Source organism: Salinimicrobium maris (assembly GCF_049680855.1).
GTDB lineage: Bacteria > Bacteroidota > Bacteroidia > Flavobacteriales > Flavobacteriaceae > Salinimicrobium.
Map to the genome: position 1 here is coordinate 179,321 of NZ_JBMPGS010000001.1, position 16,845 is coordinate 196,165.

The 16,845-nt window shown below is 40.9% G+C and carries 19 protein-coding genes; 14 read left to right on the plus strand and 5 right to left on the minus strand.

The features are described 5' to 3' along the window. The first annotated feature begins 57 nt into the window (after positions 1-57). Positions 58-564, plus strand: a complete 507-nt coding sequence (locus tag ACOV1Q_RS00890; protein WP_424492547.1) for a DUF1440 domain-containing protein — start codon at positions 58-60, stop codon at positions 562-564. An 8-nt stretch (positions 565-572) separates the two neighbouring features. Here the strand turns inward: ACOV1Q_RS00890 and ACOV1Q_RS00895 are convergent, their stop codons facing one another. The 4 genes from ACOV1Q_RS00895 to ACOV1Q_RS00910 all read right to left on the minus strand — a co-directional run bounded on the left by ACOV1Q_RS00895 (position 573) and on the right by ACOV1Q_RS00910 (position 5,347). Next, complete coding sequence (locus ACOV1Q_RS00895; protein WP_424492548.1) at positions 573-1,733, minus strand: methionine aminotransferase; 1,161 nt, start codon at positions 1,731-1,733, stop codon at positions 573-575. A 77-nt stretch (positions 1,734-1,810) separates the two neighbouring features. Continuing rightward, positions 1,811-2,554 carry a succinate dehydrogenase/fumarate reductase iron-sulfur subunit gene (locus ACOV1Q_RS00900; protein WP_424492549.1) on the minus strand — a complete coding sequence of 248 codons (744 nt, stop codon included), beginning with the start codon at positions 2,552-2,554 and terminating at the stop codon, positions 1,811-1,813. A 72-nt stretch (positions 2,555-2,626) separates the two neighbouring features. Further along, positions 2,627-4,630 (minus strand): fumarate reductase/succinate dehydrogenase flavoprotein subunit, encoded by a 2,004-nt coding sequence (locus tag ACOV1Q_RS00905; RefSeq protein ID WP_424492550.1) that lies wholly within the window; start codon positions 4,628-4,630, stop codon positions 2,627-2,629. A 3-nt stretch (positions 4,631-4,633) separates the two neighbouring features. Beyond that, positions 4,634-5,347 (minus strand): succinate dehydrogenase cytochrome b subunit, encoded by a 714-nt coding sequence (locus ACOV1Q_RS00910; protein WP_424492551.1) that lies wholly within the window; start codon positions 5,345-5,347, stop codon positions 4,634-4,636. 207 nt (positions 5,348-5,554) lie between these two features. Here ACOV1Q_RS00910 and ACOV1Q_RS00915 point away from each other — a divergent pair, with 207 nt between their 5' ends. The 3 genes from ACOV1Q_RS00915 (at position 5,555) to ACOV1Q_RS00925 (ending at position 8,035) form a co-directional block, all read left to right on the plus strand. Then, positions 5,555-6,850 (plus strand): aminopeptidase P N-terminal domain-containing protein, encoded by a 1,296-nt coding sequence (locus ACOV1Q_RS00915; RefSeq protein ID WP_424492552.1) that lies wholly within the window; start codon positions 5,555-5,557, stop codon positions 6,848-6,850. Positions 6,851-6,932: 82 nt separating this feature from the next. Next, entirely contained in the window at positions 6,933-7,703 is a 771-nt protein-coding gene (locus ACOV1Q_RS00920) for an alpha/beta fold hydrolase (RefSeq protein ID WP_424492553.1), read from the plus strand. 71 nt (positions 7,704-7,774) lie between these two features. Next, the gene (locus tag ACOV1Q_RS00925; protein WP_424492554.1) at positions 7,775-8,035 is read left to right on the plus strand and encodes a DUF1660 family phage protein; all 261 of its coding nucleotides are present in this window, start codon (positions 7,775-7,777) and stop codon (positions 8,033-8,035) included. A gap of 189 nt (positions 8,036-8,224) precedes the next feature. On the opposite strand, the gene thiL is transcribed toward ACOV1Q_RS00925, so the two are convergent. Next, on the minus strand, positions 8,225-9,280 hold the full coding sequence (thiL, locus tag ACOV1Q_RS00930; protein ID WP_424492555.1) for a thiamine-phosphate kinase: 1,056 nt from the start codon (positions 9,278-9,280) through the stop codon (positions 8,225-8,227). 284 nt (positions 9,281-9,564) lie between these two features. Here thiL and ACOV1Q_RS00935 point away from each other — a divergent pair, with 284 nt between their 5' ends. The 10 genes from ACOV1Q_RS00935 (at position 9,565) to ACOV1Q_RS00980 (ending at position 16,823) form a co-directional block, all read left to right on the plus strand. Further along, positions 9,565-9,894, plus strand: coding sequence for a HesB/IscA family protein (locus ACOV1Q_RS00935; protein ID WP_424492556.1), 330 nt, complete (start codon positions 9,565-9,567; stop codon positions 9,892-9,894). A 47-nt stretch (positions 9,895-9,941) separates the two neighbouring features. Continuing rightward, entirely contained in the window at positions 9,942-10,334 is a 393-nt protein-coding gene (locus ACOV1Q_RS00940; RefSeq protein WP_424492557.1) for a four helix bundle protein, read from the plus strand. Between the two features lie 29 nt (positions 10,335-10,363). Further along, complete coding sequence (gene sufB / locus ACOV1Q_RS00945; RefSeq protein WP_424492558.1) at positions 10,364-11,812, plus strand: Fe-S cluster assembly protein SufB; 1,449 nt, start codon at positions 10,364-10,366, stop codon at positions 11,810-11,812. Positions 11,813-11,815: 3 nt separating this feature from the next. Beyond that, positions 11,816-12,208, plus strand: coding sequence for a hypothetical protein (locus tag ACOV1Q_RS00950; protein ID WP_424492559.1), 393 nt, complete (start codon positions 11,816-11,818; stop codon positions 12,206-12,208). A 44-nt stretch (positions 12,209-12,252) separates the two neighbouring features. Continuing rightward, positions 12,253-13,005, plus strand: a complete 753-nt coding sequence (gene sufC, locus ACOV1Q_RS00955; RefSeq protein ID WP_424492560.1) for a Fe-S cluster assembly ATPase SufC — start codon at positions 12,253-12,255, stop codon at positions 13,003-13,005. Positions 13,006-13,083: 78 nt separating this feature from the next. Beyond that, positions 13,084-14,397, plus strand: coding sequence for a Fe-S cluster assembly protein SufD (gene sufD, locus ACOV1Q_RS00960; protein WP_424492561.1), 1,314 nt, complete (start codon positions 13,084-13,086; stop codon positions 14,395-14,397). 20 nt (positions 14,398-14,417) lie between these two features. Further along, positions 14,418-15,656 carry an aminotransferase class V-fold PLP-dependent enzyme gene (locus tag ACOV1Q_RS00965; protein ID WP_424492562.1) on the plus strand — a complete coding sequence of 413 codons (1,239 nt, stop codon included), beginning with the start codon at positions 14,418-14,420 and terminating at the stop codon, positions 15,654-15,656. Between the two features lie 7 nt (positions 15,657-15,663). Continuing rightward, positions 15,664-16,071 carry an META domain-containing protein gene (locus tag ACOV1Q_RS00970; RefSeq protein WP_424492563.1) on the plus strand — a complete coding sequence of 136 codons (408 nt, stop codon included), beginning with the start codon at positions 15,664-15,666 and terminating at the stop codon, positions 16,069-16,071. 1 nt (position 16,072) lies between these two features. Next, on the plus strand, positions 16,073-16,498 hold the full coding sequence (locus tag ACOV1Q_RS00975; protein WP_424492564.1) for a SufE family protein: 426 nt from the start codon (positions 16,073-16,075) through the stop codon (positions 16,496-16,498). Between the two features lies 1 nt (position 16,499). Beyond that, complete coding sequence (locus tag ACOV1Q_RS00980) at positions 16,500-16,823, plus strand: SUF system Fe-S cluster assembly protein (RefSeq protein ID WP_424492565.1); 324 nt, start codon at positions 16,500-16,502, stop codon at positions 16,821-16,823. Positions 16,824-16,845 lie beyond the last annotated feature (22 nt).

Genomic DNA, 16,845 nt, shown 5'->3' on the forward strand with positions numbered 1-16,845 from the left:
GCATTCCAGTCTTAGAATAAATAGTTTTAAATAGAACCAAAAAAAGAAAGAAAGATTATGAGCCTTGACACCTTCAACCAAAACAATTCTTCAAAAGCGAATATAGCCCGCGGAATCATTTCCGGCTTTTTGGGCGGTCTTGTAGGCACACTGGTAAAATCTACTGCGGAAAAGTTTCTTGAGGTGCGAAAGATCGATGAAGAAGAGGCGCAGATGACCGTCATAGATGATCTTTCGGAAAAACTTACCGGCAGTCAGCTTAGTGGAGTAAGTGAAAATATCGCTGAACAATTTGCCGAAATACCCTTAGGTGCAAGTGTTGGCGCGGCTTATGGTTACGGGAAAAAAGACGATGATGACATCAATCTTTTTGATGGGGTGATTCTGGGGGCAACCACCTGGGCATCCACGCATGAAACTTCGCTGCCCCTTGCCGGACTGGAAAAGAGTCCTGAAGATGTACCTATTAAAACCCAACTGCAGGAATTACTTGCGCATGTGCTTTTTGGTGTTACTACAGAAATTGTTCGTGGGACTGTAAGCCAGGGAATAAAAAAGATTTAAAAAGGGGATTAGCCGGAGATCTTTTGGAGAATTGCAGCGGCCTCTTCAAGCGTTTCATCTTTTTTGGCGAAGCAAAATCTCAATTGCCGGTGGTCATTGCCAGGCATACTAAAGACTGATACCGGGATTGAGGCCAGACCGTGTTCAGTTATAAGACGCTTTGAAAAATCAACATCGTTCTCATCGGTAATTTCGGAATAATCCAGCAGCTGAAAATAAGTTCCCTGCGTTGGTTTCATCCTAAACCTGGTACCTTCCAAAAGTGACAAAAATTTATCCCTTTTTTGCTGATAGAATTTACCCAGATTCAGGTAATGTTCCGGCGATTGCAGATATTCTGCATAAGCTCTTTGCATTGGGTGATTCACACAAAACACATTTACTTCCTGAACCTTATGTATTTCTTTCATTAAAACTTCAGGAGCTACGCAATATCCCATTTTCCAGCCTGTATTGTGAAAGGTTTTTCCGAAGGAGGCGCACACAATAGCTCTTTTCGCAAGCCCGGCAAATGAGGAAGCACTTAAGTGCCTGTGATCTTCAAAAACGATATGTTCATAAACTTCATCGCTAAGAAGGATGATATTAGTTCCTTTGAGCAGGTGTTCCAACCGCTGCATATCATCTTTGGTAAACAGTCGGCCACTGGGATTGTGGGGTGTATTAATAATGATCATCCTGGTTTTGGAAGTGATCTTTGCTTCCACTTCATCCCAGTCTGGCGTAAATTCCTTTCCTTTTAATTGTACCGGCACGGGTTTTCCTCCATTAAGTTCTATGGCCGGTTCATAACTATCATAGGCGGGCTTTAGAACAACCACCTCATCTCCCGGGTTAACAAAGGCTGTAATAGCTAAAAAAAGCGCCTGTGTGGCACCATTGGTCACCGTCACTTCGGTATCCACATTATATTTATGGGCATGAAGCGTTTCCACCTTTTTTACGATTTGTTCTCTTAAGGCCGAAATTCCTGCCAAAGGTGCATATTGATTATACCCCTCATTCATAGCTTTCGTGACTAAATCCTTCAATTGCTGGTCCATTGCAAAATTGGGATAGCCCTGTGACAGGTTTACCGCCTTATGTTTGTAAGCCATTTGGCTCATCACAGTGAAAATACTGGTTTTACTTCGTGGAAGCTTTGAAGGAAGTGATTCTAATCCCGCCATAGTTTTTTTATTGAAGATGCATAAAAAAAACCCGAACTGCAAAGTCCGGGTTTTGAATTATAAAGGTTGTAAAATCTTTAAATCACACTGGCTTTTAAATATTCCCTGTTCATACGGGCTATGTTTTCTAAGGAGATTCCCTTAGGACATTCAATTTCACAGGCTCCTGTGTTGGTACAGTTCCCAAAACCTTCTTTATCCATTTGTTCTACCATATCCAGCACCCTTCTTGTAGCTTCCACTTTTCCCTGCGGAAGAAGTGCATACTGGCTTACTTTAGCCGAGGTGAATAACATTGCGCTTGCATTTTTACAGGCTGCCACACAGGCACCACAACCAATACAGGTCGCTGCAAAGAAAGAAGCATCGGCATCATCTTTTGGTACGGGCATGGAGTTCGCATCCTGGGTATTTCCCGAAGTGTTGACTGAAATGTATCCACCAGCCTGTTGAATACGTTCAAAAGAACTACGGTCTACCACAAGATCTTTGATGACAGGAAAAGCTTTGGCTCTGAACGGCTCGATTACGATCGTATCACCATCCTTGAACTTTCTCATATGAAGCTGGCAGGTAGTTACTCCTCGATCGGGTCCGTGAGGCTCTCCGTTAATTTGAAGACTACAGGTTCCACAAATTCCTTCACGACAGTCATGGTCAAATACTACCGGCTCCTCTCCTTTTTCCACCAGTCCTTCATTCAATACATCCAGCATCTCCAGGAAAGACATATCTGGATCTACATCAGCTATTTTATAAGTTTCAATAGCTCCTTTTACGTTGGCATTTTTTTGACGCCATATTTTTAGTGTAAGATTCATATCTTTAATTTGAAGATTTGAAGATTTGATGATGAGTTAATTTATGAATTACCTCATTTTCAGATGTTCAAATTATTTATAGCTTCTTGTTTTAACTTCAATATTCTCATAAACCAGGTCCTCCTTATGTAGCACAGCATCCCCTGGCTCTCCTGTGTATTCCCAGGCTGCAACATACATGAAGTTCTCATCATCACGTAAGGCTTCTCCTTCTTCTGTTTGATATTCCTCCCTAAAATGACCTCCACAAGATTCTTCTCTATGCAAAGCATCTTTAGCAAACAATTCTCCAAGCTCAAGGAAATCGGCTACTCTTCCAGCTTTTTCAAGCTCTGTGTTCATTCCATCTGCCGTCCCTGGAATTTTAACATCTCGATAGAACTCTTCTCTTAAAGCTTTAATTTCTGTGATAGCCTCTCTTAAACCTTCGGCGTTACGGGACATTCCTACTTTGTCCCACATGATCTTTCCTAATCTCTTATGGAAATTATCTACGGTTTTCGTTCCCTGAATATTCAAAAGCTGTTCAAGATGCTTTCTCACTTTTTGTTCGGCTTCCTCAAATTCCTTTGTTTCAGTAGAGATTGGACCAGTACTAATATCTGCGGAAAGATAATTTCCTATAGTGTACGGCAACACGAAGTATCCATCTGCCAGCCCCTGCATCAAAGCAGATGCTCCTAACCTGTTTGCTCCATGATCTGAGAAATTTGCTTCCCCAGCTGCAAAACATCCGGGAATAGTAGTTTCCAGGTTATAATCAACCCAAATCCCTCCCATGGTATAATGCACCGCAGGATAAATTTTCATTGGAGTTTCGTAAGGATTCTCATCTACGATCTTCTCGTACATCTGGAAGAGGTTACCATATTTGGCTTCCACTACCTTTTTTCCAAGTTCCTTTATTTGTTCTTCTGAAGCATTTGAGATATGTTGTGTTGCGACAGCCTCTTTTCCATAACGCATAAAGGCAGCGCTGAAATCAAGATAAACCGCTTCCCCGGTTTTATTTACTCCGTAACCGGCATCACATCTTTCCTTAGCTGCCCTTGAAGCCACATCACGAGGCACAAGGTTACCAAATGCAGGATAGCGGCGCTCCAAGTAATAGTCTCTATCTTCCTCAGCAAGTTCGGTGGGCTTAAGTTTCCCTTCCCTTATTTTCTTTGCATCTTCAATTTTCTTCGGAACCCAGATTCGCCCATCATTCCGTAGGGATTCAGACATCAGGGTCAATTTAGACTGATGTTCTCCCGAAACCGGAATACAGGTAGGGTGAATTTGCGTAAAGCAGGGATTGGCGAAATACGCCCCTTTTTTATGTATTTTCCAGGATGCGGTAACATTACTTCCCATAGCATTTGTTGAAAGGAAGAATACATTCCCGTATCCACCAGAAGCAATTACCACCGCGTGTGCAGAATGTCTTTCGATCTCACCTGTCACTAAATTCCTGGCAATGATCCCACGGGCTTTCCCGCCAACCAATACTATATCCAGCATCTCGTGACGTGTATAGGATTTGATTTTCCCGCGGTTGATTTGTCTGTTCATTGCTGAATAGCAACCCAATAATAACTGCTGCCCGGTTTGTCCTTTTGCGTAGAATGTACGGGAAACCAAAACCCCTCCAAAAGAACGGTTATCTAAAAGTCCGCCATATTCGCGGGCAAAAGGCACACCCTGTGCGACACACTGGTCAATAATATTTCCTGAAACCTGTGCAAGTCGGTACACATTTGCTTCACGTGAGCGGTAATCTCCACCTTTCACTGTATCGTAGAAAAGACGGTAATCTGAATCCCCGTCTCCCTGGTAATTTTTCGCTGCATTAATCCCTCCTTGTGCCGCAATAGAGTGTGCGCGTCTTGGAGAGTCCTGATAGCAGAAGGTTTTAACGTTATATCCAAGCTCTGCCAGCGTGGCCGCAGCACTTCCTCCTGCAAGCCCTGTTCCAACAACAATAACATCTATGTTACGCTTGTTTGCCGGGTTAACGAGATTAATATCGTTTTTATGTTTTACCCACTTATCGGCCAACGGGCCCTGTGGTATTTTTGAATCCAATACTCCCATAGCTTAAATAGTTTCTAGTACAAAGTAGATGTAAAAAGGTATTATAGCAAACAATAGAGGAACAATGATAGCAAAAGCCACACCCAATTTCCTTATCACACTATTGTACTGCGGATGGTTGAGCCCAAGAGACTGGAATCCGCTTCCAAACCCGTGGTACAAGTGAAAACCAATTGCAATCATTGAAATAAGGTACCCAAAGGCCCATATCAATCCAAATTCAGCATCCTGAAAAGTGCGAATGGTCAAAGTATAAAGGTCTTTTACTTCTTCTCCGTTTGCAGTAGTGTACATGGTGCCATCTAAGCCTCCAAACTTCATTTCACCCCAAAAGTTTATTAGGTGGATTATAATAAAAGCAAGGATAACTGTTCCCAGAACTCCCATGTTACGGGAAGACCATGTAGAATTGGTAGATGGTTTAAAACTCACATAACCCTTTGGCCGGGCTTTGCGGTTATTGATTGTGAGAATCACCCCGTCTATTGCATGAAAAATAATACTCACAAAAGTCACGATGGATAGAATCCTCACCACCGGATTTGTTGTCATGAAAAGAGCATACTCATTGAATTGATCTCTTGCACCTTCCCCCGAAACCAACAATTGTAGATTTCCAGCGAGATGCCCTACCAGGAACAAACAAAGAAAAAGGCCGGTGAAAGCCATCCAGTATTTTTTTGCCAGAGATGACTTTAATAGCGCAGATTTTGCCATAAAATAAATGATTATTTGATAAAAAGTGAAGCAAAAATACACCCCTTTGAAGTGATTCACAAACTTTCACACTTTTTTTGATCGCTATTTAGAATGGGTTTAAAGAACCCGCAAGAACCTCAATTTACCCTGTCGAAGTTTATCTTCTACAGGCAAGCCTTCCCCCAATTATTTTTTAAATTTGTGGAACAACCTAAAAGTTTGAACATGAAATACCATCAAATAGATCAAAATTTATTCATCAAGAACCGAAAAAACTTTATGGCTCGCATGGAGCCCAATAGTTTGGCGGTTTTTAACTCCAATGACGTTTATCCCATTGGGGCCGACAGTACCATGCCTTTTGAACAGGCAAGAGACCTTTTCTACCTTAGCGGTGTAGACCAGGATAAAAGCATTCTTGTGCTTTTCCCCGATGCACCTTCAGAAAAACACCGGGAAATGCTCTTTTTAACTGAGACCAATGAGCATATTGCCGTGTGGGAAGGGGAGAAATTGACGAAGGAAAAAGCTTTTGAGGTTTCAGGTGTCAAAAATGTGCATTGGCTTAAAGATTTTGAAAAGGTATTTTTTGAAGTCATGACGCAGTGCGAAACCGTTTATTTTAACACGAATGAACACTATCGCGCTAATGTGGAAACCGAAACCCGGGAAGCCCGATTTGTGAAATGGTGTAAGGAAAAATATCCGGCGCACAAGGTTGCCAAGAGTAATCCTATCCTTCAGCGGTTGAGATCTGTAAAAGATCCCATTGAACTGGATCTTATGCAAACTGCATGTGATATCACCGAAAAAGCATTCCGAAGAGTACTAGGTTTTGTAAAGCCAGGTGTTTGGGAATATGAAATCGAAGCCGAATACTGGCATGAAATGATACGCAACCGTTCCCGCGGATTCGCATACACTCCCATTATTGCCAGCGGAAGCAATGCAAATGTGCTTCATTATATTGAAAACAATCAGCAATGCAAGGAAGGAGAATTGATCCTGCTAGATACAGGCGCCGAATACGCGAACTATGCCAGTGACCTTTCGCGAACTATTCCCGTTTCAGGAACTTACAGCAAGAGACAAAAAGAAGTTTATAATGCGGTAAACCGCGTGAAAAATGAAGCTACAAAAATGCTGGTTCCAGGGACGCTTTGGGCACAGTATCACGTAGAAGTAGGGAAATTAATGACTTCGGAATTACTTGGACTTGGCCTGCTCGACAAAGCCGATGTTCAAAACGAAGATCCTGAATGGCCGGCTTATAAGAAATATTTCATGCACGGTACTTCACACCACATTGGCCTGGACACGCACGATTACGGTCTATTACATGAACCTATGAAAGCAAACCAGGTGTTCACCGTAGAACCGGGGATTTACCTTCCAGATGAAGGCTTCGGAATTAGACTCGAAGATGACGTGGTGATCCAGTCAAAAGGAGAGCCTTTTAACCTCATGAAAAATATTCCTATTGAGGCCGATGAAATCGAGGAGATCATGAACTCCAAATAATTCAGAACTTAACTCATTTTAAAGCCACGGAAGCACGACAATGTCTGCAATTCGTGGCTTTATTTTTTAAATTACAAGAGGAATGACCACAACTTATAAAGGCGCTGAAATCTTCTTCACCACTCGCGGAAGTGGAAACCCGCTTATTCTCTTACACGGATTTCTGGAATCGGGAAAAGTGTGGGAAGAATTCATCCAGGAATATGAGAAGGAACGGCAAATAGTGACTATTGATCTTCCCGGGCATGGAAAATCGGGTTGTTTTGATGAAGTTCACAGCATGGAAGAAATGGCCGAAGCGGTTCACCAAGTTCTGTCAACATTGAATATCCAAAAAGCCGATTTCGCAGGGCATTCCATGGGCGGTTATGTTGCTCTTGCTTACCTGGAAAAGTACCCGGAGGAAATCAATAAACTCATCCTGCTGAATTCCACTCCGGCTGCCGATTCTGAAGAAAAAAAGCAAAACAGAGAGCGTTCCATATCGGTAGTAAAGAAAAACAAGGCGGCTTTTGTTAGCATGGCAATTTCAAATCTTTTGAGCCCCGAAAACAGTGAAAAATTCAGAAATGAACTTAGCATTATGAAGAAAGAGGCAGAAGAATTTCCATTACAGGGAATTATTGCCGCACTTGAAGGCATGAAAATTCGTACAAGCAGAATTGATGTTCTAAAGAACTTTATCGGTGATAAATACATTCTTACGGGAGAAAAAGACCCTATTTTACCTTATCAAGACATCAAAAAATTAGCAGAAGAAACTGAGTGCAGCCTTTTCACTTTCCCAGATGGGCATTTATTACCTATAGAAAACAAGGATGAATTTCTTCAAATCATGCTTTTCATCGAATAATCTGTCACTTTTAACATTTATTTAATTTTTTTTCCTAAGTTCACCGTTACAATCCAAGAAAATTGATAACCGTGAATAGCGAAAAAGCCCTCCATTCTTTTTCGATCACCCGAATTTTTTGCTCAGTTTTCGGACATAAATATCGGGTATCGAATGTAATTACAAATCACATTAAGGAATACAAATGCAGGCATTGTGGTGAAGAACTTACAGACACCGCCAATGGAATTCTTGCAAAATTGACTCCGAAGTTCAAGGAAACCAACGCATTTTTGGCACAGGTTCACGAAAGAAGAATCCGCAGGAAAAGAACCTTTTCCGAAGCTTCATAAGTTATTGCTTCAAAATTTTTCTTCTACAGTAGCTTTATGAAAATCGAAATCGTAGTTGATATGAACTTCTTCTTTAAGGTTTTCTAAACCTAGGTGAAATACAAACTTTCGCCATTCAAACTGTAACCATTACAAAGAAGACACCTACATTGTTTTCCACAAGCAAAGCATTATTGTTTACTAATCCTTTTACTCCTCTTCTTTACCAATAGAATTCCATCCTCGGGCGATCAGAGGAATCTTCTGATTTGCACGAGTAACAAGATGCATTCCTTCATTTTCTTCGGCCATATGACCAATAACCGTGAAGTTTGGATTAGCTTTTATTTTATCATAATCTCTCTGGTCTATGGTGAACAAAAGCTCGTAATCCTCACCACCGCTCAATGCTATCGTAGTACTATCAATCTCAAATTCCTCACAAACAGAAATAACCGCAGGATCAAGTGGTATTTTCTCTTCAAAGAGATTCACACCTGTTTTGGCGCTTTTGCAGAGATGGATAATTTCAGAAGAAAGTCCGTCGCTAATGTCGATCATTGAAGTCGGCTTCAACTCGAGCGCCTTAAATAAATCGGGAATATCTTTTCGTGCTTCCGGCTTTAACTGTCTTTCCACGAGATAAGAATAAGGCTCAAGATCTGGCTGGGAATTTGGGTTCACCTTAAAAACCTCTTTTTCGCGCTCTAAAACCTGAAGCCCCATATAGGCAGCTCCAAGATCACCCGTAACCACAAGAAGATCATTTGGTTTTGCACCGCTCCTGTACACGACATCTTCTTCAGAAGCAGCCCCAAGAGCAGTGATGCTTATCAATAAACCTGAAGCAGAAGAGGTGGTATCACCTCCCACCACATCAACTTTATATAATTCTGCAGCTAATTGAATCCCTGCATAAAGTTCTTCAAGAGCTTCTAATGGAAAACGATTTGAAACGGCAATGGAAACAGTTATTTGCTTTGGCGTAGCATTCATCGCGTATACATCAGAAAGATTCACCATTACAGATTTATAGCCAAGGTGCTTGAGCGGCATGTAAGCCAAATCAAAATGCACTCCTTCCACTAATAGATCTGTCGTTACAACGGTTTGTTTACCTTTGAAATCAAGCACAGCGGCATCATCACCAATTCCTTTAATTGTAGATTCATGCGTGATCTTGAAATTCTTGGTGAGATGATCTATCAAACCAAATTCTCCTAAATCTGAAAGGCTTGTCTTGTTTTCCCGACTATTCTGAAACATACTTTTCTCTATTTATGAAGTGCAAAATTAATGGATAAAAATCAAATCAAAGTATATGAGCCTTTATTTCCGAAGAGAGATTTATGAAACCAGGTATCCAAAAAATGACAAAAATGGAAGTAATTAATTATCAGCTTTTTGCTATATAGGAAAGCCGCAATCCTCAAGGAGCGCAACATAGCCAGATGCAATGGTAATATTCCTTTTTCCAATAGGGAATGCTATGGTAAAACATCCAGATTAATGTATATTTGCAGATAATTTAGACTTAATCTTTATAAACTATGATAAAGGTCAGTGAAGGTGCAAAAAAGAAAATTGCCGCTTTAATGATGGAAGACGGTTTTGACGCCCATCAGGACTATGTTCGTGTGGGAGTTAAAAGTGGTGGCTGCTCAGGCCTTTCCTACGAATTGAAGTTTGATAAAAACCAGGATGCAGAAGACAAGCTCATCCAGGACAACGATATTAAAATCATTGTTGATAAACGCAGCGTATTATATCTCGCGGGAACTATTTTAGAATATTCCGGCGGACTAAATGGCAAGGGATTTGTATTCAATAACCCAAACGCCCAGAGAACCTGTGGCTGCGGCGAAAGTTTCTCACTTTAAAAAGTTCAAAGCTCAAGGTTTAAAATTCAAAGTTTTAAATGCACGGAATGGGTACAGTGAAAAAATTCGAGGATTTGGAAATATGGAACAGAGCAAGAGAAATTTCCCGGGATGTGTTTAAAATAAGGGAAGAAACAGATCTAAAGACAGATTACAGACTTTATGATCAGATAAATGGATCCACCGGATCTACAATGGATAATATAGCTGAAGGATTTGAAAGGAACGGAAATAAAGAATTTCACCAGTTTCTTTCTATTGCTAAAGCTTCCTGTGGTGAAAGCAGATCTCAACTTTATCGAATTCTTGACAGAAAGTACATTGAAAAGGAAGAATTTGATATTTATTATAATAAACTAACGTCATTGAGTAAGCAGATAAGTTCTTTTATGAATTACCTGCAAAACAATGATTACAAAGGAGCGAAGTTCAGGAGCTAACCTTGAACTTTAAACTTTAAACTTGAATTATGGCATATACTGAAGACGATTTAAAAAAAGAGCTCGACCAACAAGAGGAATATAAGTATGGATTTTATACCGATATAGAATCTGATACCTTTCCTGTGGGCTTGAATGAAGATATTGTTCGTGCAATCTCTAAAAAGAAGAACGAGCCGGAATGGATGACCGACTGGCGCCTGGAAGCTTATAGAGCGTGGGAAGAAATGAAGGAGCCAAACTGGGCGAACGTACATTACGAGAAGCCAAACTTTCAGAACATTTCCTATTATTCGGCTCCCAATAAGAAACCTAAATACGACAGCCTTGATGAGGTTGATCCCGAATTACTGGATACTTTCAAAAAGCTAGGAATCTCTCTTGATGAGCAAAAAAAGCTTGCCGGAGTTGCGGTAGACGTGGTGATGGATTCGGTTTCCGTAACTACTACTTTTAAAAAGACGCTGGCTGAAAAAGGAATTATTTTCTGTTCCATTTCAGAAGCTATCCAGGAACATCCTGAACTGGTGAAGAAATATTTAGGTACTGTGGTGCCGCAAAAAGATAATTTTTACGCTGCTTTAAATTCCGCGGTATTTAGTGATGGTTCTTTCTGTTATATCCCGAAGGGAGTAAGATGCCCTATGGAGCTTTCTACTTATTTTAGGATCAATCAGGCTGGAACAGGGCAATTTGAACGTACACTTGTTGTTGCAGATGAAGGAAGTTACGTGAGTTACCTTGAAGGCTGTACTGCTCCTTCCAGAGATGAAAATCAATTGCACGCGGCGGTTGTTGAATTGATAGCACTTGATGATGCAGAAATAAAATACTCAACGGTACAAAACTGGTTCCCCGGAAATAAAGAAGGAAAAGGAGGAGTTTACAACTTCGTGACCAAAAGAGGAATTTGCGAGAAGAACGCAAAGATCTCATGGACTCAGGTAGAAACAGGATCGGCCGTAACATGGAAATATCCTTCCTGTATCTTAAAAGGAGATAATTCTGTAGGGGAATTTTATTCTATCGCACTTACCAATAATTTCCAGCAGGCAGATACGGGTACGAAAATGATCCACCTTGGCAAAAACACGAAAAGCACCATTATTTCCAAAGGTATTTCTGCAGGGAAATCCCAAAACAGCTACCGTGGACTGGTACAAATCAATAGCCGTGCAGAGAACGCAAGAAATTTCTCCCAGTGTGACTCGCTTTTAATGGGAAATGAATGCGGCGCTCATACCTTCCCTTACATTGAAGCGAAGAACAAATCGGCTAAGATAGAACATGAGGCAACCACCAGCAAAATTGGGGAAGACCAGATATTTTACTGTAACCAACGTGGTCTGGATACCGAGAAAGCCATTGCATTAATTGTTAATGGTTTTAGCAAAGAAGTACTTAACAAGCTCCCAATGGAATTTGCGGTAGAAGCTCAAAAACTACTGGAAATTTCTTTGGAAGGATCTGTAGGATAAGAAATGAAAGAGAGGGTTTTAACCATATTAATTTGTGCATTCCTGTTCTCTTCTTGCGGAGATGAATCTGGTGATGAACAGGTGCAAAGTTTAGAACCTGAAGCTCTGGAAGACAGTATTCCCACTTTGAACGGTCGGTTCATATTTCTATCAGACCAGGCTATACTGAAGGGAGAAAATTTCATCTATGGGGTAACTGTTGATTCGCTTGCCCGGGATCTTGCAGAGAAGGTAAAACCATACAAAACAGAAAATTTTGACATGGTTCCTGTTAGTCTAAAAGCCAAGATCATCCCTGGCGGAAACAGAGATAGCTGGGACAAAATCATTGAAATTAGAGAAGTACTCAAAATAGCAGATGAAAAAACGGCTTCCCAGGAAGCTCTAGAAGAATAAAACAACGGAAAAACCTGGAGACCAGGATATATTCAATACATATTATGCTTAAAATAAACAATTTACACGCGAAAGTAGAAGACCTTAAAATATTAAAAGGTATTAATCTTGAGATCAATCCCGGCGAAGTACATGCCATTATGGGACCAAATGGATCTGGGAAGAGTACACTGTCTTCGGTGATTGCAGGAAAGGAAGAGTATGAAGTAACTCGCGGAGATATAAGTTTTGAAGGAGAAGACCTAATAGAACTGGATGCCGAGGAAAGAGCTCATAAAGGAGTTTTCCTTTCCTTCCAGTACCCCGTTGAAATTCCTGGGGTTTCTGTAACCAACTTCATGAGGGCTGTAATTAATGCCAACAGGAAAGCAAAAGGGCTGGAAGATATGCCTGCCAATGAAATGCTGAAGAAAATCCGTGAGAAAAGCGAACTTCTTGAAATAGACAGGAAATTTTTATCGCGTAGCCTCAATGAAGGATTTTCCGGAGGGGAAAAGAAAAGAAATGAGATCTTCCAAATGGCGATGCTTGAACCTAAATTGGCTATTCTTGACGAAACAGATTCAGGTCTGGATATTGATGCCTTAAAAATTGTGGCCAATGGTGTGAACAAACTTAAACGTCCAGATAATGCGACACTGGTGATCACACATTATCAAAGGCTATTGGATTACATTATCCCAGATTTTGTTCACGTAATGGTGAATGGGAAAATCGTAAAATCAGGCACCAAGGAACTGGCAAAAGAGCTCGAAGCCAAAGGTTACGACTGGCTAAAAGAAGAAGTTGGAGCATAATACAGGCCTCCAAGCCGAAAGTTTTTCACTTCTGAAACAAAGAATTTCCGTTTACGGAAAAGACAATTAGACATTATTATGGAGTTAAAAGATAAATTATTATCCTCTTTTCTGGCTTTTGAAGAGCAGGTAAATATGCATTCCGAAGTGCACGACATAAGAAGCCGTGCCATTAAAGATTTTGATGCCCAGGGTTTTCCCAGCAAAAAGGACGAAGCCTGGAAATATACCTCTTTGAACAAGGTTTTAAAGCACGACTACACGCTTTTCCCAAAGAAAGAAGATACTATAGATTACCGTGACGTTGAGAAATATTTTCTGGATGACATTGATACTTATAAAATAGTATTTGTTGACGGAATTTATTCTTCTCATCTATCCGCTACTACACACGAAAAGATCGATGCCTGTCTCATGTCTTCGGCCATGAACAATCCAAAATACAAGGCAGTCATTGATAACTATTTTAATAAAGTTGCGCCTAAAGAAAGCCTGACTTCCCTGAATACGGCTTTTTCCCGGGAAGGTGCCTATATTAATATTCCGAAGAACACGATGGCCGATAAACCCATACAGGTCATTAATTTTGCCACCGGAAATGAATCTGCCTTACTGGTACAACCGCGAAATTTGATCGTGGTGGGAGAAAATTCTCATGTACAAATCATCGAACGCCACCAGAGTCTTACAGATCATCCTGTACTCACAAACTCTGTGACCGAAATATTTGCAGATAAGCGTGCTATTGTGGATTACTACAAGATTCAAAACGATCGTACCACCGCTTCATTAATTGACAATACTTATATAGAACAGCAACGGGAAAGTATTTGCTCTGTTCACACCTTTTCATTTGGCGGTAGTCTTACCCGAAACAATCTTAACTACTATCAAAAAGGAGAACGCATTGATTCTACCCTTATGGGAGTGACCGTGATTGAAGGGAAACAGCACGTAGATCACAACACGCTGGTACATCACCAGGAACCTAATTGCGAAAGCCATCAGGACTACAAAGGTGTTTTTGATGAAAACGCCACCGGAGTATTTAACGGAAAGATTCTGGTAGACCAAAAAGCACAAAAAACGAATGCTTTCCAGTCCAATAACAACATTTTACTGAATGATAAGGCAACCATCAATTCAAAGCCGCAACTGGAAATTTTTGCAGATGATGTAAAATGTAGCCACGGTTGTACGATTGGCCAGCTTGATGAAGACGCTTTATTCTACCTGCGTTCCCGCGGAATTCCTGCAAAAGAAGCCCGCGCATTGCTCATGTATGCTTTTGCGAACAACGTTCTCGCAAGTGTGAAAATTCCGGAGCTTAAGAGAAAGATCAACAAGATCATCGCACATAAACTGGGAGTGAGTGTAGGATTCGACCTTTAAGAACTAAAAAAATACCTGAAATGAAAATTGCTGCTGAAAAAGACATTTTTGACGTTCAAGCTGTGAGGAAGGATTTTCCCATCCTCTCAAGAGAAGTAAACGGGCACCCGCTCGTTTATTTTGACAATGCAGCTACCTCTCAAACTCCGCAGCAGGTAATTGATGTAATTTCAGATTATTATTCCCGATACAACGCGAACATTCACCGTGGCGTACATTCGCTATCCCAGGAAGCTACCGATGCTTACGAAGGAGCACGCGAAAAAGTAAGAGCACATTTTAATGCTGCCAAGGCACATGAAATTATCTTTACTTCGGGAACCACTCATGCCATTAACCTTGTGGCACATGGTTTCACCGCTTTACTTTCTGAAGGTGATGAGATCATCGTTTCTGCATTAGAGCACCATTCCAATATCGTTCCATGGCAAATGCTTTGTGAGCGTACCGGTGCTAAGATGAAGGTGATTCCAATGGACGAAAACGGGGTCTTAAAAATGGAAGTTTTTGAAGATATTATATCTGAAAAAACTAAACTCGTTTTCCTGAACCACGTTTCCAATGCCCTGGGAACTGTGAATCCTGTGAAAGAGATTATTGAAAAAGCACATGCGGTTGATGCTGCAGTTCTTCTGGACGGCGCCCAGGCGGCATCTCATATAAAGGCAGATGTACAGGAACTGGATGTGGATTTTTATGTAGTTTCCGCTCATAAGATGTGTGGTCCCACAGGCGTTGGTGTTCTCTACGGAAAGGAAGAATGGCTGAAAAAGCTGCCCCCGTACCAGGGAGGCGGCGAAATGATCGCCACCGTTACTTTTGAAAAAACCACTTATGCAGATCTTCCTCACAAATTTGAGGCAGGGACTCCAAATATTTGCGGCGGAATCGCTTTTGGAGCGGCACTTGATTATATGAATGGAATTGGCTTTGAGCAAATCGCCGCTTATGAACACGAATTGCTGGAATATGCCACCAAAAAACTGCTCGAAATAGAAGATCTTAAGATCTACGGCCTTTCTAAAGAAAAAACAGCAGTGATTTCTTTCAATATTGGCGATCTACATCCTTACGATATTGGAACCATCATTGACAAATTGGGGATTGCAGTACGCACAGGACATCATTGTGCACAACCGGTGATGGATTTCTTCGGAATTCCTGGGACGGTGCGCGCTTCCTTTGCATTCTACAATACAAAGGAGGAAATCGATATTTTTGTCGAGGCCGTAAAAAGGGCAAAAAACATGTTATCTTAAAAATTCTATGAGAGCATTTCTACTGGTATTCATAATAGTTTCTCTAACATCCTGCGGAAATATAGGAGACACAGTGTCAGACGACCAGTTAAATGGCAGGTACTACTTAACTGATGTTGCTGGGGTAAGTGTAAGTTCGGCGGAAGAAATAGTGTTGGAATTTAATCCCATAGGAAATATTGTAAGAGGTAACACGGGCTGTAATGATTTTTCCGCCAATTATCACCAGGATGGAAGAGCTTTGGAATTTACGATGCCTATAACCACCCGAAAGTACTGTGAAGGGAAAATGAAGACAGAAGGCGAAATATTATCCTCCTTCGAAGAAGCAGTGAAATTTATTAGAACAGGAAACGATTATATCTTCCTTTCCAGCGAAGACGAACAACTAATTACTTTAACAAAAAAGAATTAAGGTGAGCGATATAAAAGAAATACAGGAAGAAATTGTTGATGAATTCTCTCTTTTTGACGATTGGATGCAGCGTTATGAGCACATGATAGAATTGGGAAAATCTCTTCCCTTGATCGAAGAAAAATATAAAACCGAAGATAATCTTATAAAAGGCTGCCAGAGTAAAGTTTGGGTTCATGCAGAAATGAAGGACGAGAAATTGATCTTTACTGCAGATAGCGACGCGATCATTACCAAAGGAATTATTGCAATATTGATAAGAGCCTATTCAAATCAACACCCTAAAGATATCATTGATGCAGATACGCAATTCATCGATGAGATAGGGCTAAAGGAGCATCTTTCCCCTACACGCGCAAATGGGCTGGTGAGCATGATCAAGCAGCTGAAAATGTATGCTGTGGCATACCAAACACAATTGAACTAAAATGGAACACGCAGAAAATTCAGAAGAATTGGGTGAAAAAATCGTAAGGGTTTTAAAAACAATTTACGATCCCGAAATTCCTGTAGATATATACGAATTAGGACTCATCTATGACGTTATGGTCAACGAAGATGAGGAGGTAAAGATCCTTATGACCCTTACTACCCCGAACTGCCCGGTGGCAGAATCTCTTCCGCAGGAAGTTGAAGAAAGAGTAAAGTCACTTGATGAAGTAAAAGATTGCGAAGTGGAAATCACTTTTGATCCGCCATGGACGCAGGAACTTATGAGTGAAGAAGCCAAGCTTGAATTGGGAATGCTGTAGATTTCCTGAATTCAGGAATAAT